The sequence below is a fragment of the Pseudomonas sp. R25(2017) genome (assembly GCF_002112565.1).
In the GTDB taxonomy this organism is placed as follows: domain Bacteria; phylum Pseudomonadota; class Gammaproteobacteria; order Pseudomonadales; family Pseudomonadaceae; genus Aquipseudomonas; species Aquipseudomonas ekonensis.
Genome location: NZ_NEHZ01000015.1, coordinates 128750 through 142777, shown reverse-complemented (window position 1 = coordinate 142777; position 14028 = coordinate 128750). Strand labels below are relative to the sequence as shown.

The following is a 14028-nucleotide window of genomic DNA, read 5'->3' as shown; positions in this document are numbered from 1 at the left end:
TGGCCATGGGCAATTACTTCGGAACCGCAATCGCGTGCCATACTCCAAGGCACTCCGATTCAGACAGATGAAGCCGCACATGCCCAAAGGATTGATTCGCGCGATTGGCGCCCTGTTGACCGCTCTGGCCCTCTATAGCCTGCTGGGGTTTCTGATTCTGCCGGGCATTGCGTTACGGGTCGCCAACCAGCAACTGGCCAACTACGCCACCGTGCCGGCGCATATCCAGCGCATCGAACTCAATCCGTTCAGCCTTGAGCTCACCCTGTGGGGGCTGGTCATCGGCGAACCGGGCAAGGAACAGGTCGGGTTCGAACGCCTCTACGCCAACCTGCAGCTCGACAGCCTGTGGACAAAGGCCCTGCACCTGGCCGACATCGAACTGGACAAGCCCAAGACCGAAATCCTGTTCGCCAAGGACGGCCAGCTCAACCTGCTCGGCCTGTTCAAGCTTCCGGCCAGCGAACCCGCGCCGGCCGACCCCGACGCCAAACCGTTTCCGCTGCGCATCGACCGCATCAAGCTGGCCGGCGGCGCCGTGCATTTCGAGGACGCGCGCCCGAGCGAGCCGATCGAATTCCTCTACGACACCCTCGACTTCGAACTGAAGAATCTCAGCACCCTGCCCGAAGACAGCGCCGACATGACCCTGGTCGCCGTCGGCCCCGCCGGCGGGCGCATCGACTGGAGCGGCAACTTCAGCCTGATCCCGATCACCTCCGAAGGCACGCTGAAAATCACCGACGGCAAGATGAAGGCCTTCTGGCCCTACGTGCGCGACGCCGTGCCGCTGGTGCTGGAAGACGGCGTGGTCAGCCTCAGCACCGACTACAAGCTCAATCTGTCCAAGCAAACCGAACTGCTGCTGAACAACGTCGCCGTCAGCGTCGCGCCGTTCGCCATCAAGGCCCCGGACGGCCGTCCGCTGGCGAAGCTCGAACGCCTTGACGTCAGCGAGACCACGGTGGACCTGGCCAAGCAGCAGGTGGTGGTGGGCAAGATCCGCAGCCAGAAACTGGAGACCTGGGCCGCCCGCGAAGCCGACGGGCAACTGGACTGGCAGAAGCTGTTCGCCAGCCAGCCGTCCAAACCGGCGGCCAAGGCCGCCGCCGAACCCAAGACCGCGCCGGCCGCCGCCGATTCGCCGAAGGAACCGGCAGCGCCGGCCAAGCCCTGGCAAGTGCTGCTCAAGGACGTGCAGCTGCGCAATTACCAGGTGCACCTGGCCGACCGCCAGCCGCAGCCGCCGGTGGCCCTGGAGGTCGGCCCGCTGAACCTCGACCTGCAGAACTTCGACAGCCTCAACGGTTCGCCCTTCAACCTCAAGCTCGACACCGGCCTGGGCAAGCAGGGCAAGATCAGCGCCGACGGCGTGGTCAACCTCGCGCCGGTCACCGCCCAGCTCAACGTGAAGACCCAGGACATCGACCTGCGGGTCGCCCAGTCCTACATCACCCCGTTCATCCGCCTGGAACTGCGCAGCGGCATGCTCGGCAGCGACCTGAAGGTCAACCTCAAGAGCACCGAACCCCTGGCGCTCAGCGTCACCGGGCGTGCCCAGGTCGATCAACTGCACACCCTCGACACCCTCAAGACCCGCGACTTCCTCAAGTGGCAGCAGGTGGTGGTGGAGGGCCTGAACTACCAGCACGGCGACAGCCTGTCCATCGATCGGATCAACCTGTTCCAGCCCTATGCGCGGTTCATGATCAACGATGACCGCACCACCAACATCGACGACCTGCTGGTGCCGCAGCCCGCCGATTCGGCGGCGAAGCCGGCCGCCGCCAAGCAGCCGTCCGGAGGCGACAAGCCGCTGGGCATCCACATCGGCGCCATCGCGATCAACGACGGTTCGGCCAACTTCGCCGACTTCAGCCTGACCCCCAACTTCGCCACCGCGATCCAGCAGCTCAACGGCCAGATCGGCACCATCGACAGCCGCCAGGCTAAGCCGGCCAGCGTCGACGTCAAAGGCAAGGTCGACCGCTATGCGCCGGTGACCATCAAAGGTTCGGTGAACCCGTTCGACCCGATGGCCAGCCTCGACATCGCCACCAGCTTCAAGCGCGTCGAGCTGACCACCCTGACCCCCTACTCCGGCAAGTTCGCCGGCTACCGGATCCGCAAGGGCCGGCTCAACCTCGACCTGCACTACCTGATCACCAAGGGCCAGCTCAAGGCCGAGAACAAGGTGGTGGTGGAACAACTGCAGCTGGGCGAAAAGGTCGACAGCCCGGACGCCGTGAGCCTGCCGCTGAAACTGGCGATCGCCCTGCTCAAGGACGTGGACGGCAAGATATCCATCGAGCTGCCGGTCAGCGGCGACCTGAACAACCCGCAGTTCAGCGTGATGCCGATCGTCTGGCAGACTTTGCGCAACCTGATCGTCAAGGCCGCCGCCGCGCCGTTCAAGCTGATCGGCGGCCTGGTCAGCGGCGGAGATTCGGAGGATCTGGGCAGCGTGTCGTTCGCGCCCGGCTCCAGCGAGCTGAGCAAGGACGCCGAAGCGGCGCTGGTCAAGCTGTCCCAGGCGCTCAAGGAGCGTCCGGCCCTGCGCCTGGAAATCGAAGGCACCGCCGCCAAGAGCAGCGACGGCCCGCTCATCGCCGAGCAGCGCCTGGAGCGTGAATACCAGTACAACTACTACAAGATGCTCCAGCGCCGGGGCGACAAGGTGCCGGCCCAGGCTTCCCTGCTGCAGGTGCCGGACGGCGAGAAAGGCCCGTTGCTCGAAGGCATCTACCGCACCCGCCTGAAGACCCAGCCACCAGCCGAATGGAAGGACCTGGGCAAGGAAGAGCGCACCGCGAAGATGCGTGAGGACGTGATCAAGTTCTGGAGCTCCAGCGACGTCCTGCTGCGCCAGCTCGGTCAGGACCGCGCCAGCAGCATCAAGGATTACCTGGTGGACAAGGGCCAACTGGCCGACGACCGGGTGTACTTCATCGACGCCAACCTCGGCGAAGCGGAAAGCGATGGCCGGGTGGTGACGCAAATGCATCTGGATGCCGAATGATGAACCGCAAATGGCTGCCCGCAATCCTCTTGGCGTTGGCCGCCGGCCAAGCGTCTGCGTCCGACACCCTGCGTTGCGGCAGCCAGCTGGTCAGCCTCGGCGACCGCGCCAGCGAAGTGCTGCAGAAATGCGGCGAGCCGCTGAGCCGTGACGTGCTGGGGTACAAGCGCAGCGCCAATCGCCGTGAGGAGTTCCAGGTCGAGGAATGGACCTACGGCCCGAGCAACGGCATGTACCAGTACCTGCGCTTCGAGGGCAACCGCCTGAAGCAGATCAACAGCAAGCGCGGCAACTGAAATCCCCCCTGTGGGCGATGTTGGCTGTGACGGCCTCATCGCTTGCAGGCACGCTCCCACAGGTTTTTGTGGTGAGCACAGAACTGCGGCCGCTGCTGAACCCTGTGGGAGCCGGCTTGCCGGCGATGGCGGCGGGTCAGGCAACACAGATGCCGCAGTGCCGGCCTCATCGCTGGCAAGCCAGCTCCCACAGGTTTGTTGTGAGCAATGAATCCGCCAGCATCGCAGATCCCTTGTGGGAGCCAGCCTGCGGGCGATGACGCCATCCCAGGCGATGCGGCATGCGTTGCCCCGAAACGAAACGGGCCCCGGCAATCAACCGGGGCCCGCAGTGGCCACATCCCTGTGGCCGTTCGCATGAACTACAAGTGCGGCAGACGTATTGCACGGATCGCCTGTCGCGCCTCCTCCCGTCCAGGCGAGAAGCCTTGCCTTACTCGGCTTTGAGGCCGTCGGCGGAAACCGCCTTGACGCCTTTGATTTTCTTGGCGATCGCGACCGCCATCTCTTTCTGCGAATCGGTCACGGCGACGGTGGACGACAGGGACACCACGCCTTTGTTGGTTTCGACCTTGATGTCGGTGCCGGGAATGCCTTTTTCGGTGACCAGGTCAGCTTTGACCTTGGTGGTGATCCAGGTATCGGAAGTGGCTTCCTTGGCTTTGGTAACTTCGCCGGCTGCCAGCGTCATGGGCGCCTGAGCCGTCTGGGTGGACTGGGCGAATGCGCCGGTGGCCATGGTCAGAGTCAGCGCGGTAGCAGCAGCGGCAGTGATAGCGAACTTCTTCATACGAGTAACTCCTGTTTTTCTGGAAAGTCTGCTGCGCTTCTTGTCAGCAGGTTACTGGGGATATTGCGAACGCTGTGCCAACTCCGCGACAAAAATAAATCATTAAAAATCAACAACTTATGAAAACACTCAGTTGACGGAATCATGCAATTTGCATGACCGCGATCCGTTCTGCATGCAACTTGCGGATTTCTGAAAAGTTCCTAAGGCACTGAAACAATTCAGGCTTTTTCCGCCGCCCGGAAAACAGAATGCCCCGCTAGGCGGGGCATTCGGGAGACGCAGCGCGACCCTCAGGTCCCGGTGCAGCCCTTCGGCGCGTAGTCCTGGGCTGCCGTGGTCGCGCAGCTCCAGCCGGTGGCGGCGGTGCGGGTCAGGGTGATGGTTTTGCCCAGCACCGGACCTGGCGCATTGGCCAGGGTGCAGGTGATGGTGCCGGCCCCGGTGGAGGCTGTGCCCGACGCCGCCAGCGTGCCGCAGTTGGACGTGGTCGCCGTGGCGCTGCCGGCCACCAGCGTCAGTGTCGGGTCGGTGCCTTGATTGATGGTGTCCTCGAACGGCACCTTCATGGCGCTGATCTCCGCCAGCCCCGCCGTCACTTTCGAACGGGCCTGGTACTTGGAGTACTGCGGCAGCGCGATGGTCGCCAGGATACCGATGATCGCCACGACGATCAGCAGCTCGATCAGGGTGAAACCTTGTTGTTTCTTCATAGACACGCTCCTTGCATGAGTCGGAATCTCATGGTCTGAACACGACTCAGCACAGCCCGTGCCAATCCCTTGCAGGCCCTGAAGGCTGGGCGCGGCGGCATGCCCAAGGCACGTCCTACAGCCTTGAATCGCAGTATCTGACACTTTTTGTCACCTGCACCCCACAGGTTTGGCGCTGTCACTTGTCTAGGCTATAAGTCATGAACTGTCTGCGTCCGGGATCCCCATGAATGACATCGCTCTGAGCGGTCTGGCCAAGCAACTGGTGCAGGCCGAACTGCTGACGGAAAAAAGTGCCCAGCAAGCCTGGCAACAGGCCCAGCGCAACCGCTTGTCGCTGGTCAGCTATCTGGTGCAGAACAAACTGGTGAAAAGCTGGCAGGTCGCCGAAATCGCCTCGGAGCATTTCGGCGTGGCCTACCTGGATCTCAACTGCCTGGACAAGGAAACCCAGCCCAAAGGCCTGGTCAGCGAAAAACTGGTGCGCCAGCATCACGCGCTGCCCCTGTGGCGCCGCGGGAACAAGCTGTTCGTGGGGATCTCCGACCCGAGCAACCAGCAGGCGATCAACGACATCCAGTTCAGCACCGGCCTGAGCACCGAAGCCATCCTGGTGGAGGACGACAAGCTCACCGACGCCATCGAGAAATTCTTCGACACCCACGCCACCGGCCTTGAGGAAATGGCCGACGTCGACCTGGACGGCCTGGACGTCGAGTCCGTCGACGACAGCCGGCAGGATGCCATCGGCGGGTTCGACGCCGACGATGCGCCGGTGGTGCGCTTCGTCCACAAGATGCTGCTGGACGCGATCAAGAGCGGCTCGTCCGACCTGCATTTCGAGCCCTACGAGAAGAACTACCGGGTGCGGATGCGCACCGACGGCATCCTGCGCGAAGCGGCCCGGCCGCCGATTCAGCTGGCCGGCCGGATCGCCGCGCGCCTGAAGGTGATGGCCAGCCTCGACATCTCCGAGCGCCGCAAGCCCCAGGACGGGCGGATCAAGATGCGCCTGTCCAAGAGCAAGTCGATCGATTTCCGGGTCAACACCCTGCCCACCCTGTGGGGCGAAAAGGTGGTGATGCGGATCCTCGACCCCTCCAGCGCCCAAATCGGCATCGACGCCCTCGGCTACGAGCCGGAGCAGAAAGACCTGTACATGGCCGCCCTCAAGCAACCCCAGGGCATGATCCTGGTCACCGGCCCCACCGGCTCGGGCAAGACCGTGTCGCTGTACACGGGGCTGAACATCCTCAACACCGTCGACATCAACATCTCCACCGCCGAAGACCCGGTGGAGATCAACATGGAAGGCATCAACCAGGTCAACGTCAACCCGAAACAGGGGATGGACTTCGCCCAGGCCCTGCGCTCGTTCCTGCGCCAAGATCCGGACGTGATCATGGTCGGCGAGATCCGCGACCTCGAAACGGCGGAGATCGCCATCAAGGCCGCGCAGACCGGCCACCTGGTGCTCTCCACCCTGCACACCAACAGCGCCGCCGAGACGCTGACCCGCCTGCACAACATGGGCATCCCCGGCTTCAACATCGCCACCTCGGTCAGCCTGATCATCGCCCAGCGCCTGGCCCGCAAGCTGTGCAGCCACTGCCGGCGTCCCGCCGAGATCCCCCGGGAGACCTTGCTCAAGGAAGGCTTCCCCGAGGAACGCATCGGCCATTTCACGCTCTATGAGCCTGCCGGATGCGACCACTGCAACGGCGGCTACAAGGGACGCGTGGGCATTTATGAAGTGGTGAAGAACACCGCCGAACTGCAACGGCTGATCATGGCCGAAGGCAACTCGCTGGAGATCGACACCCAGATGCGTCGGGACGGCTTCAACGACCTGCGCACCTCCGGCCTGATCAAGGCCATGCAAGGCATCACCAGCCTTGAGGAAATCAACCGGGTCACCAAGGACTGAACATGGCGGTCAAGGCAGCGAAAACCAGCGTGTATGCCTGGGAAGGCACGGACAAGAAAGGCGGCAAGGTGACCGGCGAACTGAGCGGGCAGAACCCGGCGCTGATCAAGGCGCAGTTGCGCAAGCAAGGGATCAACCCCGGCAAGGTGCGCAAGAAGTCCGCCTCGCTGCTCCGCTTCGGCCAACGCATCAAGGCCCAGGACATCGCGCTGTTCACCCGCCAGATGGCGACCATGATGAAGGCCGGCGTGCCGTTGCTGCAGTCGTTCGACATCATCGGCGAGGGCTTCGAGAACCCGGCCATGCGCAAGCTGGTGGACGAGGTGAAGCAGGAAGTCGCCGCCGGCAACAGCTTCGCCGCCGCCCTGCGCAAGAAGCCGCAGCATTTCGACGAGCTCTACTGCAACCTGGTGGATGCCGGCGAGCAGTCCGGGGCCCTCGACACCCTTCTGGAGCGGGTCGCCACCTACAAGGAAAAGAGCGAAAGCCTCAAGGCCAAGATCAAGAAGGCCATGACCTACCCCGCCGCCGTGGTGCTGGTGGCGGCGGTGGTCACCGGGATCCTGCTGGTCAAGGTGGTGCCGCAGTTCCAGTCGGTGTTCTCCGGGTTCGGCGCCGAGCTGCCGGCCTTCACCCTGATGGTGATCGCGCTCTCGGAATTCATGCAGCAATGGTGGTGGGCGATCCTCGCGGCCCTGGTCGCCGCCTTCTTCGGCACCCGCCATGCGCTCAAACGCTCCAAGGCCCTGCGCGACCGCCGGGACGCCTGGTTGCTGAAGCTGCCGCTGGTGGGCACGCTGATGTACAAGTCCGCCGTGGCGCGGTTCGCCCGCACCCTATCGACCACGTTCGCCGCCGGGGTGCCGCTGGTCGAGGCGCTGGACTCGGTGGCCGGCGCCACCGGCAACGTGGTGTTCAAGAACGCCGTGCTGCGCATCCGCCAGGACGTGGCCACCGGCATGCAGCTGAATTTCTCGATGCGCACCACCGGGGTGTTCCCCACCATGGCGGTGCAGATGACCGCCATCGGCGAGGAGTCCGGCGCCCTCGACGACATGCTCGCCAAGGTCGCCGGGTTTTACGAGGACGAAGTGGATAACATGGTCGACAACCTCACCAGCCTGATGGAACCGTTCATCATGGTGGTGCTGGGGGTGATCGTCGGCGGGCTGGTCGTGGCCATGTACCTGCCGATCTTCCAACTCGGCTCTGCGATCTGACATGCCCCTCGACGAACTGTTTGCCCTGTATCCGCTGGCCTTCGTGTGCACCGCCCTGTTGCTGGGGCTGGTGGTCGGCAGCTTCCTCAACGTGCTGGTCTGGCGCCTGCCGAAGATGCTCGAACGCGAATGGCGCCAGCAGGCCCGCGACATCCTGGGGATGCCCGGCGAAACGCCGCTGCCCACCTACAACCTGATGCTGCCGGCTTCGCAGTGCCCGCATTGCGCCCACCGCATCCGGGCGTGGGAAAACATTCCGCTGCTCAGTTACCTGTGGCTGCGCGGCCGCTGTTCGGCCTGCGCCGCGCCCATCGGCAAACGCTATCCGCTGACGGAACTGGCCTGCGGCCTGCTCTCGGCCTTCATCGCCTGGCACCTGGGGTTCGGCTGGCCCGCGTGCCTGCTGACGGTGCTGACCTGGGGCTTGCTGGCGATGAGCCTGATCGACACTGAGCACCAATTGCTGCCCGACGTGCTGGTGCTGCCGTTGCTGTGGCTGGGCCTGATCGCCAACAGCTTCGGTGTGTTCACGACGCTGCACGATGCGTTGTGGGGAGCGGTGGCCGGCTACCTGTCCCTGTGGTCGGTGTTCTGGCTGTTCAAGCTACTCACCGGCAAGGACGGCATCGGCCACGGCGACTTCAAGCTGCTGGCGATGCTCGGCGCCTGGGGCGGCTGGCAGATCCTGCCGTTGACCATCCTGCTGTCGTCGCTGGTGGGCGCGGTCATCGGCATCATTCTGCTGCGCCTGCGCGACCGCAACGCCTCGACGCCAATCCCCTTCGGCCCCTATCTGGCGATCGCCGGCTGGATTGCCATGCTCTGGGGTGGTCAAATGACGGCCTACTATTGGCAGTTTGTCGGTTTGAAATGAATACCCCTGTGGAAAAACCCTGGATTCTCGGCCTGACCGGCGGCATCGGCAGCGGCAAGAGCGCGGCCGCCCAACACTTCATCGACCTCGGCATCCACGTGGTGGACGCCGACCACGCGGCACGGTGGGTGGTCGAGCCGGGGCGCCCGGCGCTGGCGAAGATCGCCGAACACTTCGGCCCCGCCGTGCTGCAGGCCGACGGTACGCTGGACCGCGCCGCCCTGCGCAAGCTGATCTTCGAAGTGCCCGATGAGCGCCGTTGGCTCGAAGCCCTGCTGCATCCGTTGATCGCCGAGGAAATCGCCCATCACCTGGCGCTGGCAGAATCGCCTTATGCGATCCTGGTCTCGCCGCTGCTGATCGAGTCGGGGCAATACGCGATGACCCGGCGGATCCTGGTGATCGACGCCCCCGAACACCTGCAGATCGAACGCACCCTGCAACGCGACCAGACCAGCGAACAGCAGGTCCAGGCGATCCTCAAGGCCCAGTCCAGCCGCGAGGACCGTGTGAGCCGTGCCGATGACGTGGTGGTCAACGACCGCGACCTCGCCTGGCTGCACAGCGAGGTCGAGCGCCTGCATCACTTTTACCTGACTTTATCCGGAGGCCAGCCATGAGCCAGACCCCAACCGTCAACTGCCCGACCTGCGGCGCCCCCGTGGAATGGGTGGCCGGCAACGTCAACCGGCCGTTCTGCTCGGACCGCTGCAAACTGATCGACCTCGGCGCCTGGGCCTCGGAGGAACACAAGATCCCGGTCGCCCCGGACGCCGAGGATGAACTGTTCTCCGGCGACTTCGATCCGCGTCACTGACCCGCCGTCAGGGCCGCATGAAGCCGTAGTCCTGATCGTCGTCGAGGTTTTCCGCCAGAAAGCGCAACTCGTCGGCCAGGTCTTCGGCGTTGCGCACGGTCTTGCTCTGCTGCACCACCGCGCTGAGCAAGGCCCGCAGGCTCAGCCCCGGATCGAACCCCACCTCCTGCGCCATGTCCAGACTCTGACGCAACTCCTGCCTCGCCCACTCGTAAACGCTCATGCCGCTCGCTCCTGAAGGAATTCGAAGGAGCATGAAGGCACGACGGGCGGCGGATTTGATGTGGATCAAGACTTGGGGTCGTCGTCCTTCCAGGGCGCCGAAAGGTAGCGGGTGCGGTTGAAGGTCTCCAGCCATTCCGGGCAGAACACCACCAGCGCGCTGATCACCATGCCGTTGATGAACGCCTCGGGAAAGATCAGCAGCCACAGGTAGCCGATGAAATCCTCCAGCCATTCCGGCAGGGCGAACAGGCCGTCGTACCACAGCAGCGCCAGGCTCGACACCAGACACAGCAGCGCCGCCAGCGCAGCGGCGAAGAAGCCGGAGCAGAAGATGTACACGAACGGGTTGCGCGGCTGGGCACGCTCGACCATCACCGCCACGCATTCGGTGACGAGCACCGGCAGCAGAATCAGCAATGTGCCGTTGACCCCCACCGCCACCAGATCCTGGCGCCCGAGCAACACCAGCCCGGCCTGCGCCACCAGCCCGCCGACGATCGCCAACGGCCAGTCCAGCAGCAGCGTCACCGCCGTCATGCCGATGAAGTGGTACGACACGCCGGTGTCGAAGTCTCTGCGCACCAGCCACAGCAGGAACAGCGCGAACACAGTGCCGAACAGCAAGTGCTGACGCCGGCTGTCGCTGAACAGCTCGACCCACGAGGCGCTCCAGACCGCCCACAGCAAGACCGGCAGATAGATCAGCCAGCCCAGGGTCAGGCTCGTGGAAGACAGCAGTTCGGCACCGATCATGATTCCCTCATCCCTTGCGACAAATTCCCTGGTGGCAGCTGTGGCAGTCTACACCCCCACAACGCTGCTCAATGCAGGGCCTGCGCCCGCCGCAAACCCTGCGGGAGCCAGCCTGCTGGCGATGAGCCCCCCGCCGATGCATTTGCCGAGCAGGCTCGCGTCTGCCGAGGGCGAACCGACGCAAATCTATCTGCCTGTCGCATTTGAACGCTAAGCTTGGGCCTATGGATGACTCAGACTACCTGCGCCTGCTGACCATCGCGGCCGAGCAAGCCAACGCCTTCCTGTCCAATGCCCGCAAATGGGAGCGTGAGCGTTGGGTCTGCCAGCGCCTGCTGCAAGGCCTGAACATCCCCTATCGGGCCGATGAGTTCGCCCCGGCCGGGGAGCCACCGGACGTCTTGTTCCGCGACGCCAACTTCGAGGTGTTCTTCGTCCTCGACGAAGGCCGCCGGCTCAACGACGAATGGCGCGATGAACTGCAACGCCGGCGCAGCGCGTTTTCCCTGAGCCAACTGGTGCGCCGCGAAGCCAAGCCGCGGCGGATCCCGGCCAACGAGTTCCTCCTGCGCCTGGCCCCGACCCTGCGCAAGAAGGCCCACAACTACAAGGAACGCGGCATGGATCTGGGGGAGCTGGACATCATCGCCTTCGCCAGCCTCAAGCGCGAAGTGCTGGACCTGAACAGCCACTTTCCGCCGCCGACCGAGTACCTGCGCCAGGGCTGGCGCTCGCTGTCGCTGGTCGGGCCGACCTTCGCCCGGGTGCTGTTCGCCCACCCGGACGCGCCGGACTTCCTGCGCGGCAACCTGGGGCGCAGCATCGTGTTCGACGTCGGCATCAGCCTTTAGCCCTTGGCAGGATGGCGCAAACACCAGTCGGATGTTAAAAAAGCGCAATCATTCGCCCGGATGCCCTGCGCCGTTCAACGCGCGCAGGCAAACCGCTGTAACGTCTGCGCATCCAGCAACGTCTATCCCTGACGAGGCCTCACATGACCAGCCGCCTGAACCCCGATGACCAGAAGCATGTCGAAGAGTACCTGCAACTGTCCCAGCACCGCGTCGAGCGCCGGCCCTTCAGGCCGTGGATGCTCCTGGTGCTGGTGGTGGCGGTGACCGTCGGCCTCGGCCTGTTGAGCCGACTCATCAGTTACCTGACGCTATGAGCTGCCTTGCGCTCGCTCGGGTAACCACGACAACGATTTCCTTTAGCCTTGCGAGTTGTTCCCATGTCCCATCGTATTGTCATTGTCGGCGGCGGCGCCGGCGGCCTGGAGTTGGCTACCCGTCTGGGTAAGACCCTGGGCAAGCGCGGCACCGCCAGCGTCATGCTGGTCGACGCCAACCTGACCCACATCTGGAAACCGCTGCTGCACGAAGTGGCCGCCGGGTCGCTGAATTCCTCCGAAGACGAACTCAACTATGTCGCCCAGGCGAAATGGAACCACTTCGAGTTCCAGCTGGGGCGCATGAGCGGGCTCGACCGTGCCGCGAAGAAAATCCAGCTGGCCGCCACCTACGACGAAAACGGCATCGAACTGGTGCCCGCCCGGGAAGTGCCCTACGACTCCCTAGTGATCGCCGTCGGCAGCACCACCAACGATTTCGGCACCCAGGGCGCGGCGCAGCATTGCCTGTTCCTCGACACCCGCAAACAGGCCGAGCGCTTCCACCAGCAGTTGCTCAACCACTACCTGCGCGCCCATGCCGGCCAGAACGAAAGCGACGAGCAGATCAGCGTGGCCATCGTCGGCGCCGGCGCCACCGGCGTCGAACTGGCGGCCGAGCTGCACAACGCCGCCCATGAGCTGGCGGCCTACGGCCTCGACCGGATCAAACCGGAAAACATGCACATCACCCTGATCGAAGCCGGCCCGCGGGTGTTGCCGGCCTTGCCGGAACGGATCAGCGGCCCGGTGCACAAGACCCTGGAAAAGCTCGGGGTCAACGTGATGACCAATGCGTCGGTCAGCGAAGTCACCGCCGACAGCCTGATCACCGCCGACGGCAGCCAGATCAAGGCCAGCCTCAAGGTCTGGGCCGCCGGGATCCGCGCACCGGGCTTCCTCAAGGACATCGACGGCCTGGAGACCAACCGCATCAACCAACTGCAGGTGCTGCCGACGCTGCAGACCACCCGCGACGAGAACATCTTCGCCTTCGGCGACTGCGCCGCCTGCCCGCAACCGGGCACGGACCGCAACGTGCCGCCCCGCGCCCAGGCTGCGCACCAGCAGGCGTCGTTGCTGGCCAAGTCGCTGAAGCTGCGGATCGAAGGCAAGGCCCTGCCGGAGTACAAGTACACCGACTACGGCTCGCTGATTTCCCTGTCGCGCTTCTCGGCGGTGGGCAACCTGATGGGCAACCTGACCGGCACCGTGATGCTGGAGGGCTGGCTGGCGCGGATGTTCTACGTTTCGCTGTACCGCATGCACCAGATGGCACTGTACGGGCCGTTCCGCACGGCGATGCTGATGCTGGGCAGCAAGATCGGCCGGGGCACCGAGCCGCGCCTGAAGCTGCATTGATGCAACACCTGTAGGCGCGAGCCGGCTCGCGATGCGGTGATCCAGACGAGTTGATCTCGCCTGGATCGACGCCATCGCGAGCAAGCTCGCTCCCACGCTGTGACCGCAGCCCCTGAATTCACCCACCCAACCCTGTGGGAGCCAGCCTGCTGGCGATGACGCCGGTGAAGCCGACGTTGGTCTGGATCAAACCCTCATTGTCCGACCCGCGCCCGAACCTCTGTTTCTCACTGTATCCCGCCCCCGCATTTCCCGCCTTCGCTTACAAACGCCCCGCCCCGCGACACAGTCGCGATACATCGGCGCCGCCTAATGGCCACACCCGAGCGCACCCGCGCCGGCAAATGCCCTTAACGCGTGGTTGCACTGAGCAACCGTAGGAGAATGCAATGTCCCGTACCTCGAAAATCGGCAAGAACTCCATTGGCCTGGTCGGCGCCGTGCTGGCCGGCGGCCTGATGCTGTCCGGCTCGGTGTTCGCCGCCCAGCCGCTGGCCCAGGGCTACATGGTCGCCTCCGCCGAGACTTCGGTGAAGACGCCGGAAGGCAAATGCGGCGAAGGTAAATGCGGTGATGCCTCGATGGCCAAAACCGACACCGATGGCGACGGCAAGGTGTCCCGCGCCGAGTTCCTGAAGGTCGCGCCGAAGTCCGACTTCGACAAGATCGACACCAACCATGACGGCTTCATCGACGAGCAGGAGGCGTACAACAACGTCAAAGCCAACTTCGAAGCCAACGGCAAGAAAATGCCCAAAGGCCTGTTCGAGCACCTGAAGGATCAAGACGGCGCCTGATTGCCCGCCTGACGTCTCACAACAGCCGCGCCTTCTCCGACGAGAAGCGCGGCTTTCTCGTGCCCGC

At 64.3% G+C, this 14028-nt stretch carries 15 protein-coding genes; 11 read left to right on the top strand and 4 right to left on the bottom strand.

Annotation, left to right across the window (positions count from 1 at the left end; translation table 11 throughout):
• The first annotated feature begins 67 nt into the window (after positions 1-67).
• Entirely contained in the window at positions 68-3019 is a 2952-nt protein-coding gene (locus CAG31_RS19710; protein ID WP_085584247.1) for a DUF748 domain-containing protein, read from the top strand.
• Positions 3019-3315 carry a DUF2845 domain-containing protein gene (locus tag CAG31_RS19705; protein WP_085584245.1) on the top strand — a complete coding sequence of 99 codons (297 nt, stop codon included), beginning with the start codon at positions 3019-3021 and terminating at the stop codon, positions 3313-3315. Before CAG31_RS19710 ends, CAG31_RS19705 begins: the two co-directional genes overlap by 1 nt.
• 433 nt (positions 3316-3748) lie before the next feature.
• Here the strand turns inward: CAG31_RS19705 and CAG31_RS19700 are convergent, their stop codons facing one another.
• A complete protein-coding gene (locus tag CAG31_RS19700) occupies positions 3749-4105 on the bottom strand; it encodes a BON domain-containing protein (protein WP_085584243.1) in 357 nt (118 codons plus the stop codon).
• A gap of 293 nt (positions 4106-4398) precedes the next feature.
• Positions 4399-4818, bottom strand: coding sequence for a pilin (locus CAG31_RS19695; RefSeq protein WP_085584241.1), 420 nt, complete (start codon positions 4816-4818; stop codon positions 4399-4401).
• 226 nt (positions 4819-5044) lie between these two features.
• Here CAG31_RS19695 and pilB point away from each other — a divergent pair, with 226 nt between their 5' ends.
• The 5 genes from pilB to yacG are packed head-to-tail and all read left to right on the top strand — an operon-like array spanning position 5045 to position 9656.
• Entirely contained in the window at positions 5045-6745 is a 1701-nt protein-coding gene (gene pilB, locus CAG31_RS19690) for a type IV-A pilus assembly ATPase PilB (RefSeq protein ID WP_085584239.1), read from the top strand.
• A 2-nt stretch (positions 6746-6747) separates the two neighbouring features.
• Positions 6748-7965 (top strand): type II secretion system F family protein, encoded by a 1218-nt coding sequence (locus CAG31_RS19685; protein ID WP_085584236.1) that lies wholly within the window; start codon positions 6748-6750, stop codon positions 7963-7965.
• A gap of 1 nt (position 7966) precedes the next feature.
• Positions 7967-8839: an A24 family peptidase gene (locus CAG31_RS19680; RefSeq protein WP_085584234.1), complete on the top strand. Its 873-nt coding sequence runs from the start codon at positions 7967-7969 to the stop codon at positions 8837-8839.
• Positions 8836-9459, top strand: a complete 624-nt coding sequence (gene coaE / locus CAG31_RS19675) for a dephospho-CoA kinase (RefSeq protein WP_085584232.1) — start codon at positions 8836-8838, stop codon at positions 9457-9459. Before CAG31_RS19680 ends, coaE begins: the two co-directional genes overlap by 4 nt.
• Positions 9456-9656 carry a DNA gyrase inhibitor YacG gene (yacG, locus tag CAG31_RS19670; protein ID WP_085584230.1) on the top strand — a complete coding sequence of 67 codons (201 nt, stop codon included), beginning with the start codon at positions 9456-9458 and terminating at the stop codon, positions 9654-9656. Before coaE ends, yacG begins: the two co-directional genes overlap by 4 nt.
• A 7-nt stretch (positions 9657-9663) precedes the next feature.
• Here the strand turns inward: yacG and CAG31_RS19665 are convergent, their stop codons facing one another.
• Entirely contained in the window at positions 9664-9879 is a 216-nt protein-coding gene (locus tag CAG31_RS19665; protein ID WP_085584228.1) for a hypothetical protein, read from the bottom strand.
• Positions 9880-9944: 65 nt separating this feature from the next.
• Positions 9945-10634 carry an energy-coupling factor ABC transporter permease gene (locus tag CAG31_RS19660; protein WP_085584226.1) on the bottom strand — a complete coding sequence of 230 codons (690 nt, stop codon included), beginning with the start codon at positions 10632-10634 and terminating at the stop codon, positions 9945-9947.
• Positions 10635-10858: 224 nt separating this feature from the next.
• Between CAG31_RS19660 and CAG31_RS19655 the strand changes: the two genes are divergently transcribed.
• The 4 genes from CAG31_RS19655 to CAG31_RS19640 all read left to right on the top strand — a co-directional run bounded on the left by CAG31_RS19655 (position 10859) and on the right by CAG31_RS19640 (position 13961).
• Entirely contained in the window at positions 10859-11485 is a 627-nt protein-coding gene (locus tag CAG31_RS19655) for a DUF1780 domain-containing protein (RefSeq protein ID WP_007959580.1), read from the top strand.
• A 143-nt stretch (positions 11486-11628) separates the two neighbouring features.
• A complete protein-coding gene (locus CAG31_RS19650) occupies positions 11629-11802 on the top strand; it encodes a DUF3094 family protein (RefSeq protein ID WP_085584224.1) in 174 nt (57 codons plus the stop codon).
• Positions 11803-11865: 63 nt separating this feature from the next.
• Positions 11866-13164, top strand: a complete 1299-nt coding sequence (locus tag CAG31_RS19645; RefSeq protein WP_085584222.1) for an NAD(P)/FAD-dependent oxidoreductase — start codon at positions 11866-11868, stop codon at positions 13162-13164.
• A gap of 389 nt (positions 13165-13553) precedes the next feature.
• Positions 13554-13961 (top strand): hypothetical protein, encoded by a 408-nt coding sequence (locus tag CAG31_RS19640; RefSeq protein ID WP_085584220.1) that lies wholly within the window; start codon positions 13554-13556, stop codon positions 13959-13961.
• Positions 13962-14028: the final 67 nt, after the last annotated feature.